This is a genomic window from Paenibacillus sp. J22FR83 (assembly GCF_059691955.1).
In genome coordinates this window covers 253,127-270,990 of the sequence record NZ_JCAUAM010000004.1, presented here as the reverse complement: position 1 = coordinate 270,990, position 17,864 = coordinate 253,127, and the positions used below count along the sequence as shown (strand labels likewise).

At 44.7% G+C, this 17,864-nt stretch carries 15 protein-coding genes; 3 read left to right on the top strand and 12 right to left on the bottom strand.

Annotation, left to right across the window (positions count from 1 at the left end):
- Positions 1–41: 41 nt before the first annotated feature.
- The 5 genes from AC58PV_RS09755 to AC58PV_RS09735 all read right to left on the bottom strand — a co-directional run bounded on the left by AC58PV_RS09755 (position 42) and on the right by AC58PV_RS09735 (position 6,809).
- A complete protein-coding gene (locus tag AC58PV_RS09755) occupies positions 42–917 on the bottom strand; it encodes a carbohydrate ABC transporter permease (protein WP_497432059.1) in 876 nt (291 codons plus the stop codon).
- 16 nt (positions 918–933) lie between these two features.
- Positions 934–1,869 (bottom strand): ABC transporter permease, encoded by a 936-nt coding sequence (locus AC58PV_RS09750; RefSeq protein ID WP_497432165.1) that lies wholly within the window; start codon positions 1,867–1,869, stop codon positions 934–936.
- 214 nt (positions 1,870–2,083) lie between these two features.
- A complete protein-coding gene (locus AC58PV_RS09745; RefSeq protein ID WP_497432058.1) occupies positions 2,084–4,354 on the bottom strand; it encodes a helix-turn-helix domain-containing protein in 2,271 nt (756 codons plus the stop codon).
- Between the two features lie 87 nt (positions 4,355–4,441).
- Complete coding sequence (locus AC58PV_RS09740; RefSeq protein ID WP_497432057.1) at positions 4,442–5,467, bottom strand: SGNH/GDSL hydrolase family protein; 1,026 nt, start codon at positions 5,465–5,467, stop codon at positions 4,442–4,444.
- Positions 5,468–5,744: 277 nt separating this feature from the next.
- Positions 5,745–6,809, bottom strand: coding sequence for a Gfo/Idh/MocA family protein (locus AC58PV_RS09735; protein WP_497432056.1), 1,065 nt, complete (start codon positions 6,807–6,809; stop codon positions 5,745–5,747).
- Between the two features lie 244 nt (positions 6,810–7,053).
- Between AC58PV_RS09735 and AC58PV_RS09730 the strand changes: the two genes are divergently transcribed.
- Both AC58PV_RS09730 and AC58PV_RS09725 read left to right on the top strand, forming a co-directional pair.
- Positions 7,054–8,211, top strand: coding sequence for a glycosyltransferase family 4 protein (locus AC58PV_RS09730; RefSeq protein WP_497432055.1), 1,158 nt, complete (start codon positions 7,054–7,056; stop codon positions 8,209–8,211).
- A gap of 13 nt (positions 8,212–8,224) precedes the next feature.
- Entirely contained in the window at positions 8,225–9,556 is a 1,332-nt protein-coding gene (locus AC58PV_RS09725; protein WP_497432054.1) for a UDP-glucose dehydrogenase family protein, read from the top strand.
- A gap of 81 nt (positions 9,557–9,637) precedes the next feature.
- Here the strand turns inward: AC58PV_RS09725 and AC58PV_RS09720 are convergent, their stop codons facing one another.
- Positions 9,638–10,390, bottom strand: coding sequence for an alpha/beta hydrolase (locus AC58PV_RS09720; RefSeq protein ID WP_497432053.1), 753 nt, complete (start codon positions 10,388–10,390; stop codon positions 9,638–9,640).
- Positions 10,391–10,447: 57 nt separating this feature from the next.
- On the bottom strand, positions 10,448–11,371 hold the full coding sequence (locus tag AC58PV_RS09715; protein WP_497432052.1) for a LysR family transcriptional regulator: 924 nt from the start codon (positions 11,369–11,371) through the stop codon (positions 10,448–10,450).
- A 127-nt stretch (positions 11,372–11,498) separates the two neighbouring features.
- Here AC58PV_RS09715 and AC58PV_RS09710 point away from each other — a divergent pair, with 127 nt between their 5' ends.
- Positions 11,499–12,239: an SDR family NAD(P)-dependent oxidoreductase gene (locus AC58PV_RS09710; RefSeq protein ID WP_497432164.1), complete on the top strand. Its 741-nt coding sequence runs from the start codon at positions 11,499–11,501 to the stop codon at positions 12,237–12,239.
- Between the two features lie 156 nt (positions 12,240–12,395).
- Here the strand turns inward: AC58PV_RS09710 and AC58PV_RS09705 are convergent, their stop codons facing one another.
- The 5 genes from AC58PV_RS09705 to kdgD form a co-directional block, all read right to left on the bottom strand.
- The gene (locus AC58PV_RS09705) at positions 12,396–13,124 is read right to left on the bottom strand and encodes a (S)-benzoin forming benzil reductase (RefSeq protein ID WP_497432051.1); all 729 of its coding nucleotides are present in this window, start codon (positions 13,122–13,124) and stop codon (positions 12,396–12,398) included.
- 163 nt (positions 13,125–13,287) lie between these two features.
- Positions 13,288–14,103, bottom strand: coding sequence for a metallophosphoesterase (locus AC58PV_RS09700; protein ID WP_497432163.1), 816 nt, complete (start codon positions 14,101–14,103; stop codon positions 13,288–13,290).
- Positions 14,104–14,350: 247 nt separating this feature from the next.
- Entirely contained in the window at positions 14,351–15,802 is a 1,452-nt protein-coding gene (gucD, locus tag AC58PV_RS09695; RefSeq protein WP_497432050.1) for an alpha-ketoglutaric semialdehyde dehydrogenase GucD, read from the bottom strand.
- Between the two features lies 1 nt (position 15,803).
- On the bottom strand, positions 15,804–16,805 hold the full coding sequence (locus AC58PV_RS09690; protein WP_497432049.1) for a mannonate dehydratase: 1,002 nt from the start codon (positions 16,803–16,805) through the stop codon (positions 15,804–15,806).
- Positions 16,806–16,819: 14 nt separating this feature from the next.
- Positions 16,820–17,746, bottom strand: a complete 927-nt coding sequence (gene kdgD, locus AC58PV_RS09685) for a 5-dehydro-4-deoxyglucarate dehydratase (protein ID WP_497432048.1) — start codon at positions 17,744–17,746, stop codon at positions 16,820–16,822.
- Positions 17,747–17,864: the final 118 nt, after the last annotated feature.

Sequence of the window (17,864 nt, the reverse complement as noted above, 5' to 3'; positions counted from 1 at the left end):
ATCGCTGTTTACATTCTAATACGTCTTGTCCAATACTGCCATTACCCCTTGATGGCGCCGATCATCACCCCTTTAACGAAATACTTTTGAAGAAACGGATATACGATGAGCATTGGAATGATCATGATGATAACTCCTGCTGCTTTCATCCCTTCTGGTGTCACATTAACGACAGCTTCAGGACCTAGATTATTAATGTCTGTCACGAGCGATTGGCTCTTGATCATTTGCTGAATCAGAACAGTCAGATTTAACTTCTCAGGGCTGTTCACATAGATCATGACATTAAAGAAGGAGTTCCAATACTGCACGCCATAGAAGAGGGCAATTGTGGCAATCATCGGCATGGATAGGGGTAAAATAATTCGCATCAGCAGCTTCCATTCGCCGCAGCCGTCCATTCGAGCTGCTTCTTCCAGCTCTTCGGGAATATTTTCAAAAAAGGATCGCATGATGAGCATATTGAACGTACTCACCAAAGATGGCAGCCATAACGCACCATAGGAATCAATGAGGCCCATTTGTTTGATAACCAAATACGTAGGGATTAATCCGCCTTGGAATAACATCGTAAACACGATAGCAAGCGTTAGATACTTACGACCGTAGAATACTTTACGGGATAGCGGATACGCCGCCAGTACAGTGAAGATCATACTCAGCGCAACACCAACAACAGTAATAATCACATTATTCGTAAAAGCTTGGATAATCGGCGTACCTTTAAAGAGCAAGGAATACGATTCCGTGGACCAATCTACTGGCCAAAGCACAACGAAGCCTGACAAAACCGCATCTTTACCGCTTAACGAAAGCGAAGCCAAATGCATTAAGGGAAGAAGACAAAGCATCCCAGCTGCGGCCAAAATCACATAATTAATGCCATAAAATACTTTTTCGCCTGAAGTCGTTTTCATGCACACATCATTCCCTTTACCATAATTGACGGTTAAACCGTTTCGCGATTGCGTTCGTCATCACAACAAGCACAAGCCCTACAAGCGATTCGAACAAACCAAGTGCTGTTGTTAAGCTAAATTGACCGCCCTGCAAACCCGTTTGATAAATGAAAGTCGAAATTACATCTGATACATTGGAGACAATTGAATTCTGCAACACATACACTTGATCGAATCCAACTTCCATCACATGCCCCATTGCCAAGATGAGCATGAGGATAATCGTAGGACTAATTCCCGGTATGGTAATGTGCCAAGTTTGCTTCCATTTATTCGCGCCATCCATACTTGCTGCTTCATAGAGGCTGGGATCAATAGTGGTCAATGCTGCCAGATAAATAATGGCGCTGAAGCCCGCTTCTTTCCAAATCCCCGATCCTAGGAAGATGGAAACCCACGACCATTCATGAAATAGGAAGGCATAGGATTCTCCGAACAGCTTCGCCACTCCCGCATTAATCACGCCACTTTGCGAAAACAAGGTAACGACGATTCCCCCAACAATGACCCATGAAAAGAAGTGAGGCAAATAGACGAGCGTCTGTACCATGCGTTTGAACCACATCTTGCGTGCTTCATTCAATAGAATGGCAAGTATAATTGGAAATGGGAAACTCACGAACACGGATAGTACGCTTAAAACGAGCGTATTCCGAATAATTTGTACGGATTGAGCTTGTGTGAAGAGATGTTGGAAATTCTGCCACCCCACCCACGGGCTCCCCCAAATCCCCTCATAGAAATTGTAGTTTTTAAAAGCAATCACAAGTCCAAGCATCGGCGTATATTTGAAAATGAGATAAAAGGCTGCGATCGGTAGAAACATGATCCAGAGCGGAATGTTTTGTCGAACTCGCCGGCTCATCCAAAAGGTTCTAGCTTTCGATGTTGGTTTTTGATTAGCTTTCATGTTGGCTTTAGTTCTTGTGTCGAGTATTGGACTTGTTTCCAATGTCATACCTCCTTGTGTCAGTTGTGTTGTGCCTTGGCTGACACCAACATACCGTCTTGCAAGCACTCCGAGCAATATTCACTTTTCTCGTATACATGATTGCAGAGAAAGCAAAGAAACCCGGTCAATGGCCGGGTTTCTAACGAATGGATGAGAAAGTTGATGACGAGAATTAGCTTGGATTTCCCTTGCGTTCCTCGAATTCTTTGCGATAATCGCCAGGCGTCGTACCTACGATTTTCTTGAATACGCGGATAAAGGACATCGGGTACAGATAACCCACCTTCTCGGAAATGACCTGCACAGGCTCCGTCGTTTCCTCCAGTAGTTGTTTCGCTTGTTCTGTTCGAATTCTCGCTAAGTGATCGACAAACTTCTCACCGATTTCTTCTTTAAAGATACGACTTAATGTTTTGGTATTCACATCAAAGGTTTCACTAACTTGAGCTAACGATACATCCGGGTTGCCGTAATGAGCAGCCAAGTAGGCTTGTACGTTTGAAGCCAATGTATATTGCTCACGGTTCATTCGCAATTCTTGCAGTTCACCATGTGTCTCCTTTAGTGGCGGCAGCAGCTTCGCTTGCGCTTCCCCAATCCACTCAAAGTCGTCCGCCAGGGCATTCATTCGCACATAGCCGCCCCCACGCCATTTCTCTTGAAACTCTTGCGGCAGTTCTTGCATTTCACGATGCAGCTGCATTTTGAAAGTACGCAGCAAGCTGGTTAATTCTGCTTTGGTATAGAAACCCGCTACCATCGTATCAAACGATTGTTGGAGCAGCAGCTCCCACTCGGAATTTCCGATGCGGAATAGCTGAGCAGCTTCACGTAGATCCATTTGCAACGTATCCAGCCCTCTTCCCTCCGTAAGCAAGTCCCAGCGAGAATCATAGATATGTACACCATTCGGACCAACTGAAATCTTGCGCTCCAACGCTTTGCGTGCTTCAAGGAAGGAAACGGATAGTGTCTCCGTCTGCTTGAGTATATTGGCGATCCCAATCGTCACGGTGAAAGTCAAATATTGTTCGATCCAAGCTCTTGCACGTTCGGCCATTGTTTTGATCTTGAGAATCGTTTGTCTTTCACGATCTTCTCCCTCTGTTCGGTACAGTAAACCTAACTGATGAGGAGCTATCCACTCTGTCCAGAGATGCTCATTCTCTGCTTCGGCAATTTCCTGAACAGCACTCCGCAGCGTAAATTTGAAAAGGGACTGATCCTTTTGCGTATACGACTCTGCAAATGTCCGATAATCATCCATCTCAATAACGGCAACCACGATATGATCGAATGCCTCATGGAGCCCAACAGCATCTAGTTCAGCTGCCAGTTTATGCGTTGGCAATACACGCGTGCCATCCAGCACATCCTTAAACAGTTGAGCACGACGGAATAACATCCCTTCCGCTTGTAATTTATCATAGTTATTCGTATGTTCAATCAAGCTTTCCAGAGATTTGTCGATAAAAGCGAACTCATCATCCGTTTCCTGGCGCTTCACTAAACTGTTCTTGTGCTCGGAGAAAGTGGAAATCCGATTCATAACCTGATCGAGCGGGCGATAATGACGATGACTAATATAAGTCATAGCGGCAATCCCGGCAATAATGGTCATAAACCCAAGCAATACCCATACATAAGAAAAGGTAGAAACATAAGCGAAGAGACCCTCGTGCTTCATCCCAATGTGTAGTGTCCAATCTGAATACGACGATTTGACAATCGTATCATCCGATTCATCTTGACCCGGTTGAACACATTTGCGACCAGAGCCTTCAAAGCTATTCCCGTTGCTATCAGCAAGACATAAGGAGGAAACGCCATCAATCTTCATCTCACGCGTCAAATCATGCAGTGAGTCCGCTCTCACATTAATTACGATGAGCCCTTGCTCACCGGAGTAATAAGGAACTTTTTTGACCAATGAAATTACACGCTTCGTCTGCTCCTCGTCTTGAAAGATTGAAAGTGTCCGCAGATTACTCCACATCATAGGGCTTTGAACGGACATCGATGCTTTGACGAACGCTTTGTCACCAAACTGAGTCAGCTCCGATGAGAAGTGCTGCATGATGATTTTGCCATCAGACTCCCTGTATAAATATACCGATTCAATCATCGGCACAGATGCCATGAAATCCTGAAGAACTTCGGTCACCTCATAATAGTTATATACCGATTGTTGCGCTTTACTATTAAAATAAGCCGTAATTTTGCTATTTAACAGCACATTTTTGCTAGCGACTGTGTCTATATTCTTCAAGGTTGAGTCAAGAATTTGTACAACCTGTCCAGCGAAAACTTCATTCGCTTGAAGTGTCTGTTTACGAACCAAATCACTCATGGTCATAAAAAATAACAGCATCAGGCAAAAGATCACCGCGAAAAAGATAGGAATGTAAGACATAATTAAGCGATACAACCATTTTTTCTGCACGGCACATCTCTCCTGTTGCTGGATAGCATCGATTTTACAACTCATTTTAAAGGAAATCTGGCAAAAAAGACATCATCAACTTTCTCGTTAATCACATCTGCTCCATTTTCCCGTTAAAATCTGCTTGATTTGCTCTGCCAATTGATAAGCCATTCTCATATGTCCATATTCGCCAGGATGCACGAGATCTACCGATAACCCCGAGAAGTCATCTAAAATGTCAGTACCCTCAATGAGATGTAGATGAGGATGATTAAACTTTCTTACGTGCGCGCGAAGAATATCGTTGAATGCGGCATCTTTCTTCGTAGTTTCGCTATCATTGTAGGTCGCAAAGTTCGGAAAAATCGTAATGACGAAAATTGGTTTATTCGGATGATGCGTAATCAGCTTACTCAACAAATACGCGGTAGCATCATGAAACTGTTCCACCGTGTAACGATCCCGCATGTTAACACCTAGCTCCATCGTGGCAATCTGCCAATCGTGACGAGAAGCTAAGAAATCGGCAACCTCTTTCTCACACAGACAGGAACCACTAAGACCGCAATTATACACATCCATACCCAATCTTCGCGCTGCTTGTTGGATGTAAGTCATTGGCTGATTATACATACCATGTGTAATCGACGAACCGTACGCAAGCCACTTCAGTTGTGGCATTTCATGCGGTTGTGGTGGTCGGATAGGATACCCGAATGTATGCAAATGGGAAATCAGACAAGTCGTCCTTCCGAAGAAGATCCGCCATACCTCGGGAGCAAAACCAGCTTGCAGCAATTGCTCGCGATCAACGGTATGGATACGATTCGGCGATTCCAATTGAAGCGTATGCCTCACGCCTGCCTGCAATCGATGCTGGGAATGGAATAGTCCCCCTTTGAAAATAAACACATCCCCGTCCGTTTCCGGTATACAGAGAGTGACACGAATCGTAGGAGCCTCTGTTACGAACCTAATCTCACACCCGCTGACTTCTTCAGACACAATACGTCCTCGGTCCCCCAGTGCATGGCGGACATGCTTAGGAAATCGATATAACTGTAGTTCTCGCGTCGTTGGATGCTCCTCTACTTCTGTCACATTATGTAAATATACGTGTTCTCTAATCATTTTGTTTACACTCCTTATCTAAATTTGAAAAGCATGAGTACGCTGGTTGAATGCGGTATTGCGAGAATGCCCCAGAATATTTCTATTTAATGGAAAAAATGCAGTTATTTTCGGTAATTTGAGTTGGATATTTAATTTAACTGCAAATATGTAGTTAAAATTGCCTCATTTTCCATCTATTCATCTATTCATCTACCTTACACCTAATAGGAAAAGGGTAAGCTTCGCTTACCCCTTAACCGCAAACATATAAAGACAAATCAGGTCGCTAGCAAAGTTATAGTTTCACTTCTGATCCCGTACGCGCTGATTCATAGATAGCTGATAAGATTTGTATCATATGTAAGCCATCCGCTGGGGTAATAATCGGTTGATCTCTGCCCTGGACACAATCAATAAAGTGATGCAAATGCTCACCGTGACCGTGGTTGTCCTTCGCAAGCTTTGGTGAAATGTCACATAAAGTGCCTTCAATTTCCGTGAAAATCTTCGTTTCCCCGCGTTTAAAAGTGAACCCTGCTTTGGTTCCTCGCAATTCAACAAAATTCATCTCTTCTTCGATATTCGAAGCCCAACTGAATTCAATTTGGAGTGTAGCTCCATTGTCGAAACGAATAAATCCAGTAGCCAAGTCCTCCACATCGTAGATGCCTTGATCTAATTTCTCACCGAACTGACTATGTGCCGAATCACTTAGGGAGGTATCGGCAAATTTGGTGTAAGTGGCTCCCACTACGGAAACAGGTTTTGGATTGCCCATAAGCCATACAGCTACGTCAATAAAATGTACGCCGAGATCAATCAGAGGGCCTCCACCAGATAATTCCTTGGTTGTAAACCATCCGCCTTTACCTGGAATTCCTCTGCGTCTCACCCAGCCACAACGCCCCGTATAGATATCTCCGGCATGACCAGCCCCTACGTACTTGTGAAGGAATTGGATTGCTGGCCGAAACCGATTATTCCTCATCGTCATCAGCAGCTTGCCAGATTTCTCAGCAGCAATCGCCATTCGACTCGCTTCTTCCGGTGAAATAGCATCCGGTTTCTCACAGAACACATGAAGTCCAGCTTCAAGAGCCGCAACCGCAATATCACTGTGGAATTTATTTGGCGCACAAATGTCAACCGCGTCCAATTCAGGATGATTAGCCAACATTTCTTTATAATCCGTATAATAATGCGGGATTCCCCATTGCTCAGCTTGCTGTTTCGCTCTATCGGCAATCGGATCGCAAACGGCAACGAGCTCGATTTCAGTGTGCTCAGCAAGAACCGGCGCATGGGCAACTTTGAAAATATTACCTGCTCCTGCGATACCTAATTTTAACTTGTTCTTCATCTTGTATGGCTCCTTTTCATTCCTAGATTCGTCGTTTCGACCTCACCATACAAGGGAAGCTAGTCACGAGGCAATATTCATTTTTCTTGTATACAGGTAAAATATTTTCTCGCGCCAGTATATGATTTTCAAATCACCTTATGCCTAGGACCAAATTATAATATGACCTTCATATTCCCTTGACATTCCCCGAACACTCCCTTGCTACGCTGTAGCTAAACTTGGAACTACAGGAGGGATTCATATGCGTCTCGCGTTGTTTACCGACACTTTTGTTCCTCAAATGAACGGCGTTGCTCTCACACTTGGACGTTTAACGGATTATTTGAATCGAAGGGGCATTGAACATCTTGTATTTTCACCAAAAAGCACCGCTGATATGGTTTATTCTGAACCCATTCGCCCTGTAACGAGCATTCCTTTCTTTCTGTATCCCGAATGTCGTCTTGCCTTACCGAACCTAGCTGCTATTCGCACAGAGCTTGATCGTTTTGGGCCCGATCTTCTCCACATGGCAACCCCTTTTAACCTTGGATTATGTGGTCTGCACTACGCTCGCAAACACCGTATTCCGCATGTGGCCTCTTATCATACTCACTTTGATCGCTACCTGGCTTATTATCATATGAAAGCTGCGATCCCCCTTTATTGGAGTTATATGAAATGGTTTCATCACTCCTGTGATGCTACCTTCGCTCCTTCTCGCGATACCTTAGACATCTTGCAAGAGCAAGGCATAGATCGCTTGCAGCTATGGACGAGAGGCGTAGACTGCACTTTATATTCACCAGAGAAGAATAGCATCAGCGTTCGTGAACGATATGGCATTACAGCTCCTTGCCTCCTCTTATATGTAGGTCGCATTGCGCCTGAGAAAGATATAGATACCCTAACTGCAGTTATGAAATTGTTGCCAGACTCTGTGAAGTCACAAATGCATTGGCTTATTGTTGGGGATGGTCCACAGCTTCAAGAACTGCGTGATTCTGCTCCTTCGAATGTCACCTTTGCCGGATATAAAAGTGGTGAGGAACTCGCTCAGATCTATGCTTCTGCTGATCTCTTCGTCTTTCCTTCGAGCACAGAAACGTTTGGCAATGTCGTACAAGAAGCTATGGCCTCAGGGCTTCCCGTCGTAGCAGCCAATAGCGGCGGCGTTCGAGAAATGGTACGTTCCGGAGAAAATGGGATGCTATGCGCTCCGCGTCAACCGCAATCCTTCGTTCAAGAAATTATCGCTTTGGTAGAAGACAATGACCGGATGGCAAAATTACGTTTCAAAGCGAGAGAATTCGCTCTCGGTCGCTCGTGGGACGCAATCTTTGATCAATTGCTTCATGATTATGAGATGATCATTGATTTTCGCCGCATCGGTAAGAAATCTGGCTTCTATTCGGCTTGAAGGAGGAAACCACATGAGATTAACGATTATTGGAACGGGATATGTTGGATTAGTAGCTGCAGTATGCTTCGCTAAGCTGGGTCATTTCGTCACTGCTGTCGATCGGGAACCTATCATTCAGGACCTACGTGCGAATAAATTAGCCATTTGGGAGCCTGATCTGCAGGAAATGCTAGAGGCATGCCTTCGCGATGGCCGTTTGTTCTTTGACACCGATATCGTTCATGCAGCGAAGGGTGCTGATGCGCTCATGATTGCCGTTGGCACCCCAACAGGCGAGAATGGACGAAGCGATCTGAGTCAAGTTGACAATGTGATTGCGCAATTAAAGCAAGCCGCAGACGTCTGTCCTCCGTTCATCATTATGAAAAGCACCGTACCCGTGGGCACTTGCGATGAATTAGAGGCGAATCTCCATGCTGTTGGTCTGCATACGGAAGTCGTGTTCAACCCGGAATTTCTACGTCAGGGTAGTGCGATTAAAGATTTCATGAACCCGGATCGCATCGTTTTTGGTTGTCATTCACATCAAGCCAAGGAGACACTTCACCAACTATACCGTGGGATTCCTGCCCCAATTCAAGTATGCGATCGTCGCAGCGCAGAGCTGATCAAATATGCGTCCAATACATTCTTGGCCATGAAAATTTCTTTCGCCAATATGATAGCGGACATCTGCGAAGGCTACGGTACAGACAATCGCCAGGTTATGCAAGGCGTAGGCGCGGATCGCCGCATCGGTCCACACTTTTTGCAAGCAGGCATTGGCTATGGCGGCTCCTGCTTCTCCAAAGATTTGCAATCGCTGCTGTCATCCGGCAAGGCGATTGGCCGCTCACTTCCCTTATTGGAAGCAACTGCTCAAATCAACGAGGAACGAATTCCACAATTGTTGGAGAAGCTGATAACAATTTGGGGAAATCCACGCGGTAAGCGTCTTGCTGTGCTCGGCGTTTCTTTCAAACCCCATACGAATGATATGCGTGATGCACCCTTCCTCACACTGCTGCGATTATGTTACCTGTATGGCATTGAGGTGCAGACGTATGATCCTGTCGTCCAACAACACGGACTAGATCATGTGAGCCAGATGGACACCGCTTATGACGCAGCTGCAGGTGCACATGCCATTATCATCATGACCGAATGGCCGCAATTCGCAGAATTAGACTGGGTTTCCATGGTTGGGCTTATGAGCCAGCCAATCCTACTAGATGGCCGTAACGTCTTGTCCGATAAGGTTGTATCGAGACTAATGGCAGTGGATAATGCCATCTATATTCCTGTGGGAAGACCGATGAAACAAGCTGCGAAACATAGATCCACTGCGCCGCAGCTTTATTAGATACTCCCTCAAATTAGAGCGTCAATACACAAAAAACCAGCAACCTTGGACATTCGTAAAGTCCTTGATTGCTGGTTTTATTTACTTCCTGTCACCTGGATACATAAATCTGATTGCATGAGGGAATTTCGCATTAAAATAACTATGTAAATGCAAGCCCTCAGGATCTGTCTCAAGACGAATACATTCGTTACCGCCCGGAATTTTCTGCGATAATAACTCGTACGCTTTTCTCGTATTCGGTACCATATATTGCTGTATTGTCGCTCTCCCCACCCCTTCTTGCTCTCCTACATACATATAGAACCGCATCTCAGATTGAGTGAACGCATGCCCTTCAATGAAATCCATTATATTTTCATACCAGAGTGAAGCGGACATAAGAGCGAATCGGCCGAAATATTCGGGCTTCTGAAAAGCAGCATATAGTGAAACCAATCCTCCAAAGGAAGCGCCAGTTATACCTGTTTGAGCTGCATCTTCTATGATCCGATAATGTGTTCTCACATAGGGAATGATTTCTTCCGTAACCATTTTTAAATACATATCAGCTTCACCGTCATAGAAACCACCGTCATTCATCAGATTATCCGCTCTCCAAGGTGTGTATTCCCGATTGCGATCCTGCGGTTCAATACCGATGAAAATAACTTCTTCCGTTACACCACTTGCAAAATCAGCTTCAAGTTCAGCCATCGAATCTACGAAAAGATAATTCCCATCTTGCACGATGATGGACGGAAAACGTCTTGATTCATCCTTGCTGTAGGATGGTGGTGTATAGACATAAATCGTACGATTTGCGAATTCTAACGTGTCCAACGTTCCTTGCAACTTCATCATCTCCAATTGTGATTCATCTCATCAACATCTCATTGATAATCATTATCATCAGAAACATGTTAGCATAGGATTGATTTTCTGTCCATCTTGGCAATCTCGAGAGTTCAGTTTCTCTTTCAAAAAACGGTAAAACTGTCCACTCGCATAACTTAATGGAGCTGATTTATACAAGAGCCCCGTCAACATGTCTATGGCTGCGCCACTCACTGGAAGCGCTTTGGTACCACGAGGTAACGGATCAAGTACAATCTCGGGCACGAGTGCAAAGCCAATTCCATTTTCCACGTAAGTTTTCAATGCGGTCATACTGCCAATCTCCATCGTATCTAGGCCTACATAGCCTAACTCTTGAAGAATCATTTCAAGCTTCTTACGATATGGACATGTAGCTGATGTTATTAATAGACGATGCCCTTGGAATAGACTCGGTTCAAGTTTCTCATACTGACTTAGGGGATGCTCTTCAGGGATTAGCGCTACAAATCTCTCTGAAAATAATGGATGAAAATAGAGATCGGTTCCGATTTCTGGTGCCGAACAGCACGCAAAGTCGATATTGCCATGTTGTAATGACGCGATGAGCGCTGGCGTGCTCGCAATTTCGAGCGATACACGAATTCGCGGGTACAACGTCATGAACTCTTTTAACAATTGCGGTAAGCGATAACTCGCCGTTGGTTCGGTCAACCCGATTCGCACGTTCCCCACTTCACCCAATTGCAGTTGGGATATGTTCGTTTGCAACCTCTCCATCCGATTAACAATCTCCAAACTCTCCTCGTAAAATAATTGACCTGCTTCCGTTAATCGGATTTTCTTACCACGCTCTAAGAGTTGAATACCTAAATCGATTTCCAACTTTTGAATTTGCATCGTCACCGTAGATTGAGCATAGTTCAGCTCCTCAGCCGCTTGATGAAAACTGCCATGTTTCACAATCATATGTAACGTTTTTAACGTTTTAATATCCATCGCATGCTCCAATCCAATAGTTCAAAATATTTGAACTCATTGTTCAATATCTTCAATTATACAGAATACAGATCAACCATTACAATGAACGTAGATATGCCATTCAGTAAATCAGGAGGAGATTCCCATCCAATTCGTTAATAAAGTAGCACTCGTTACAGGAGGCGGTACGGGTATAGGAAAAGCGGTCAGCTTCGAATTAGCTAAGCGAGGGGCTGCGGTCGCAGTGAACTATTCACGATCGAAGGCGGAAGCCGAGGAAACCGTTCAAAAGATTATAGACGAAGGTGGTCGTGCGATAGCCATACAAGCTGACGTTTCCAATAACAACGAAGTCATCGAGATGGTTCAGTCCATTGACTCTTCTTTGGGAAGCGTTGACGTATTGGTTAATAATGCAAGTATTACACATCATATTCCACTCTATGATCTTGACGCTGTAACGGAAGATATATGGGATGAATTATTCGATGTAAATGTGAAAGGAATGTTCTACTGTGCAAGAGCTGTTGCCCCCATGATGAAAGCAAGCGGACAAGGAGCGATTGTGAATGTAGGCAGTATAGCAGGATTAACCGGAGCTGGTTCATCTCTTCCCTATGCAATTTCCAAGTCCGCTGTCCACGGTTTAACCAAATCGTTAGCACGAGCGCTCGCCCCCCACATTAGGGTGAATTGTGTCGCACCAGGTGCAGTAGCCACTCGTTGGTGGGCAGGAAGAGAAGAACGCATGCAGAAACTAGCTCCTAACCTGCTGCTCCAGCAAATTGCAACGCCTGCAGATATCGCTCAGTTTATATGTGCAGCTTTGGAGCAGGAAGCCATGACTGGACAAATCATTACCGTTGATAGTGGACAAACGTTGTAAGCCAGACATACAAAAAACGTTCATTGTCAAATGACAAAAACGTTTTTTGGCGTATCTACAAATATGCCGAAACCAAATGTTCAATCTGATTCCTAACCTACTCCACAGCTTATGAAAGCTTGAAGCTTATCTTCCACTAACAGGATATGATGATAGTCAATCTGATAGTGGGCAAGCCATGCCACTAAGTTCACGTATAATGTTCCGGGCAACCATCTCTGGCTCCACTAGCTGACCATCTTCATACTGTTTTCTAAAATAAGTCACTAACTCGAAATCGCTTTCTCGCGCTATTTGTTGCATCCCCGTATTCATCATGCCAGGATCAATTGTAATAATATGTACAGGGTTTTCTTTCGTTTTTTGTTCCATAGCCACACATTTCGTGAACATGTTCAGCGCAGCTTTGGTCGAGCAGTAGACACTCATGTTGCTTGCTGGATACTGACCTGATCCGGATGAAATGTTAACAATGGAACGTTTGGCTGACCATTTCGCAGTTTCCTGCAAAAAGCTCGAAGCAAGTACAATCGGTGCTGCTAGATTCAGTTGAATGGATGCCTCGATTTCCGTGACTGAACAGGCTTCAATCGGCTTAATCGGCGTTACCGTTGCCGCGTTGTTAATTAGGGTTATTGATTCAACTGTTGTTGCATCAATCGACGCAACCAGCTCTCGCAAGGTTACTTCGATCGTATGTACTTGAGTAAGGTCAATCGCTATAAACTTGTAATTTGCGTGTACTTCGTTCGCTAGCCGTTCAATTTCTTTATTCGCCGTTCGAGATAACCCGAATACCAGCGTTTCTTTGGACAACAGCAGCTTTGCTAGCGCTGACCCTAACCCGCTTGAGGTTCCTGTAATGATGTAGATGTGTTTACTCATACCTTGCATCCTCCTTAATAAGTGATCACAGGATTCATTACCATGAACGTTAGCACAACCTTGTTATCCTTCTTAATTCGGTAACCCGTATTTAATTCCTTTTTCCACCAAAAAAAGACCACCGCGAATTCACGCAGCAGCCTCATCATATCTCATTTCACGTCTACAAACCAATCTTAAAAACGGCAATCTCTGGCGAACACGCCACACGAATCGGTAACAATCTTGAGGTTCCTAAACCTCGATTAATATAGAAATGCTTACGGTTATCGATACGTTTGAGCCCTACGTGATAGTTTTTATATGCACCAATCGTTCGACCAAATAACCTAATCTGTCCCCCGTGCGTGTGCCCGACGAGTAATAAATCATAGGGAACGTTCTGCTTTAATACAGTTTCAATAATACTTGGAGAATGAGCTAGCATAATGACGACGTCATAACATTGGAGCTTCTCAGGTGATATATGTAGCCGCTCTTTGCCATACAAGGAGTTGTCAAATCCATAGAACAACCACTTCTTATCTCCGATCATAACAGGGAAATCAAGGTTAGATAACACGGTAATATTCGCATCTTCAATCGTACGAAGAATTTCCTCGTAGTCTTGATCCGAACTTAGTTGCAGACGGGACTGCACGATCCCATAACGTTCATGATTACCTGGAACAAATAATAAATTCTGGCACTTCATCTGGCGAATTTCGTTCAATACTTGGTCCAGTTGCGCTTTGGTAGACGCCAAATCACCTGTAATCATTACATAATCAGGGTTCACTTTATTCACTAGTGTACTCAAGGAACCATTGATGAAACGGGTTTGTCCATGCAAATCAGAAATCTGTGCAACAGTAATATTCTCATGACTTGGGTCACCTAGTTGAGTATAGGAATACTTCACCCACAAGGTACTATATACGATAAATAGTGCTACTAGCACTACTAGGACTAGGACAACTAGGATGCCAACCATCATCATCACACCACACCAACCTCCGTTTCTGAAGGACATTCCTGCCAATATACCTCTTTTTCAATGTAAATGCCACTTTTGCGAGATATTACCGGCAGGAATGGAGCGGAGAAATAAAATTAGCTCTTTCCGAATAAGCATGCCTCTTCTTATAGCAAATAGTCCGAAATCGGACTAATCCACCTCGGCGAGATACGCTGCTAAGTTAATGTACAAATACAAAGCCAGCTGCGTTAGCAACTGGCTCTCTATTTCAAGATTTGATAAACACCGTTTTGATATCGGTGTAGAACTCAATTGCCGCCTGCCCTTGCTCCCGTGAGCCCGAGCTGGACATTTTCACGCCGCCGAATGGGGCTTGCAGCTCCACGCCTGCGCTTTCAGCATTGATGCGAACAAGGCCTGCATCGATATCGTTCATGAAAGCCAGCATTTTCGAGAAGTCTCGCGTGAAAATCGACGCGCTAAGTCCGAACTTCACATCGTTCGCAATACGAACGGCTTCCTCGAAGGAATCCACTTTAATTAAGGCGAGAACAGGTCCGAAAATTTCTTCCTGAGCGATAGTCATTGAGCTAGATATGTGTTCAAATACAGTAGGTTCAATGAAAAATCCTGCATCTAAGCCTTGAGCTTTCCCGCCGCCACATAGCAAAGTGCCGCCCTCTTCAATCCCTTTGGCAATATAGGATAGAACCGTATTGTATTGCTTCTCACTTGCACAAGGTCCCATCCATGTAGCTGCCTCTATACCAGGGCCAAGTCGGATCTCTTTAATGCGCTGAAGCAGCTTCTCTTTAAAAGCATCATACACTTCGCTCTGTACGATCACTCGACTCGTTGCTGTGCATTTCTGCCCTGTTGAGCGCAAGCCGCCACTCACTGTTGCTTCAACCGCGAGATCTAGATCTGCGTCGTTGACTACGATAACTGGATTTTTACCACCCATTTCCAGTTGATACTTCGCGCCTTTGGCGAGTGCGCGCTGTCCAACTATTTTTCCAATGCGATCCGATCCTGTAAAAGTAATTCCGTGGATGTCCGGATGATCTGCGATCGCTTGCCCAATCACATCTCCTTGACCCGTCACCATATTGACAACGCCGGCAGGAATTCCAGCTTCTTGGAAGCACTCCATGACGAGTGCCGCTGTAACTGCGGTTTCTTGAGCTGGTTTGAACACGATTGTATTACCGAAAATTAGAGCGGGAGCGATTTTCCAAATCGGAATAGCCACGGGAAAATTCCACGGCGTAATTACACCAACAACGCCTAAGGGAACGCGTGTTGTAAACATGAGTGCCTCACTGTCCGTCGAAGGAATCACATCACCTATCTTCCGCATGCCCTCGCCAGCATAATAGCGAAGAATCGCGATGCCTCTTGCGGTTTCACCCTTGGCTTCTGGGAATGTTTTTCCCATTTCAAGCGTCATCATGGTTGCAATTTCATCCAATCGGCGCTCCAATTTATCTGCAACCTTGTACAAATACTCGCCACGCGCTGCACCGGATAATTTACGCCAAGCATGTTTCGCCGCTAACGCAGACGCCACCGCTTGGTTCACATCTGCAAGGGTCGAATTCTGCACATACCCCACAATCTCATGCCGGTTCGCGGGATTTATACTTTCCTCTACTTCGCCGCTGGATGAAGACATCCAGACTCCATTGATATAGTTCAGATATGTTTTTATTTCCCCCATATTAATCTCTCCCGCCTCTGAACTCCGTTAATGCCGCCAACAACGCTTTTACATAACCAATGGCATAAGCCCAGCCAACCCAATTCATTTTGGTTTCGGCACTGCGATGCGGTGCACGATCCATTTCGAGCGACGTGATATGATCTGGATTTATGCAGCCGTTATAACCAACTTTATGAAGTTCGAGCAATATTTTGGCCATATTCATATGTCCGTCATCCAACATCGCCTCTTCGAACGCTCCAGCGGTTGCTAGACTACCCCGTACATTCCGGAAATGAACCAGAAAGATTTTATCCTTACGACCATACTGATAAATTTCATCAAGAACGAGCGGCGTACCACCTGCTTCTCCCCTCGTACCTACACAGTAAACTAGACCTACATTTCTGCTAGGGAAACTGTCGATGACCCGATTCAAACCAAGGCCACCGAATGGCGTGTTATGGTAAGGCGTGTCAGATGGATGCACGGCTAACTTCATGTCATACTCTTCAGCAAGAGGCACCAGTTTACCGAATACAGCATCAAAACGCTTCCACCAAGCATTCAATTGCTCCACAGTGGGAGGTTGTTTGTCCGGATTGCGTTTCAGGGACTCCCCGCGCACTAACGCGCCACCTCGATGTACAGCGGTATATTCCTCCGCCATATAAGGAAAGACATCACCTGCAAAACGCTGGCGTACAAGCGTAATCCCGGCTTCGCCGAAAGTTTTGATCGCTTGGCTAACATTCTCCAATTGAATCTCAGAACCAGGCTCCTCCAACATAAAGCTGGTCGACATATCAGGCAGTGTAACCCGATTAATTTCCATCCCGTGTGAACGAATTCTGCGTTTTAACTGTAAAAGTTTATCAAGGTCTGGGAAACCTTGCTCACGAACACCTGGGAATGAACCACCCTGCGTAAAATCGATGCAGTCAACGCCAAGTTGGCACATTTGTCTTAAATCACTATCGGATAATTCACATGTGGGCACTTGTATGGATACTTTCATCATGGGATATTTTCCTCCTACCCGTTATTGGTGATTGCAACCAGATCATAACTTCGTTTAATAATGGATTCCAACCGTATGAAATGCTCACGTTCCACTTGAACCAGCGGAGTTCGAACTTCCAGACCAACCGGCAAACCAACAATGTTCATGCCTGCTTTAATTAAAGAAACCGCATACCCTTTGCGCAACTGACGAATCCGATGGATGGGCAGAATCACTTCTTGGTAGATGGAGTTGACCATCGCTTGATCTCCAGCAACCAAACTGGTATAAAATGCCCTGGATACCTGCGGAATATAGTTGGAAATAGCCGATGAATAAGATAGATAGCCTAGAGCTGAGTAGGCAGGCATTGTTAATTCTGCAAGTGGCATGCCATTCATCCATTGTAACTTGGAACCGATTGCTTGTACGAATTCAATGTTTAGCTCGAAATTGCCTAATCCATCCTTGAAACCAATAACATTAGGTATGTTTGCCAGTTTCTCTAATGTATTTAGGGTGAAAATTGCGTTATCACGCTGATAAATAATAACAGGTAAACTTGTACTTTGTGCAAGTGTTCGATAGTAGTTAAACAAACCCTCCTGCTCGGGTATGATCAAATAAGGCGGAAGGAGCAATAAACCGTCTGCACCTAACTTCTCTGCAAGTTGTATGCGTGCCACTGCTTCTCGAATATTGCCTCCTGCTCCAGCAAATACAGGTACTCGGCCCGCAACTGTCGCAACGCCCACAGACACGACTTGCCCATATTCCTTCATATCCAAGGATTGATATTCACCTGAACCTGCGCATACGAATACAGAATCCAACCCATTTTCCACTAAAAACTGGATATTGGCTTGTAATGCCTTCTCATCGACTTGCTCTTGACTATCAAATGGTGTTACTGGAAAGCCCATGATGCCTGCGAGCGAAATGTTTACCTGATTTCCCACAACGAACAACCCCTTTTCAAGTTCTTACTTGCTTATGAATGTAAGTATAGAAAATGTAGGCGTTTTCGTCTTTGTAAAAACATGCCGCTTTTTTTCAAAAAATCCATGCTATAATGGT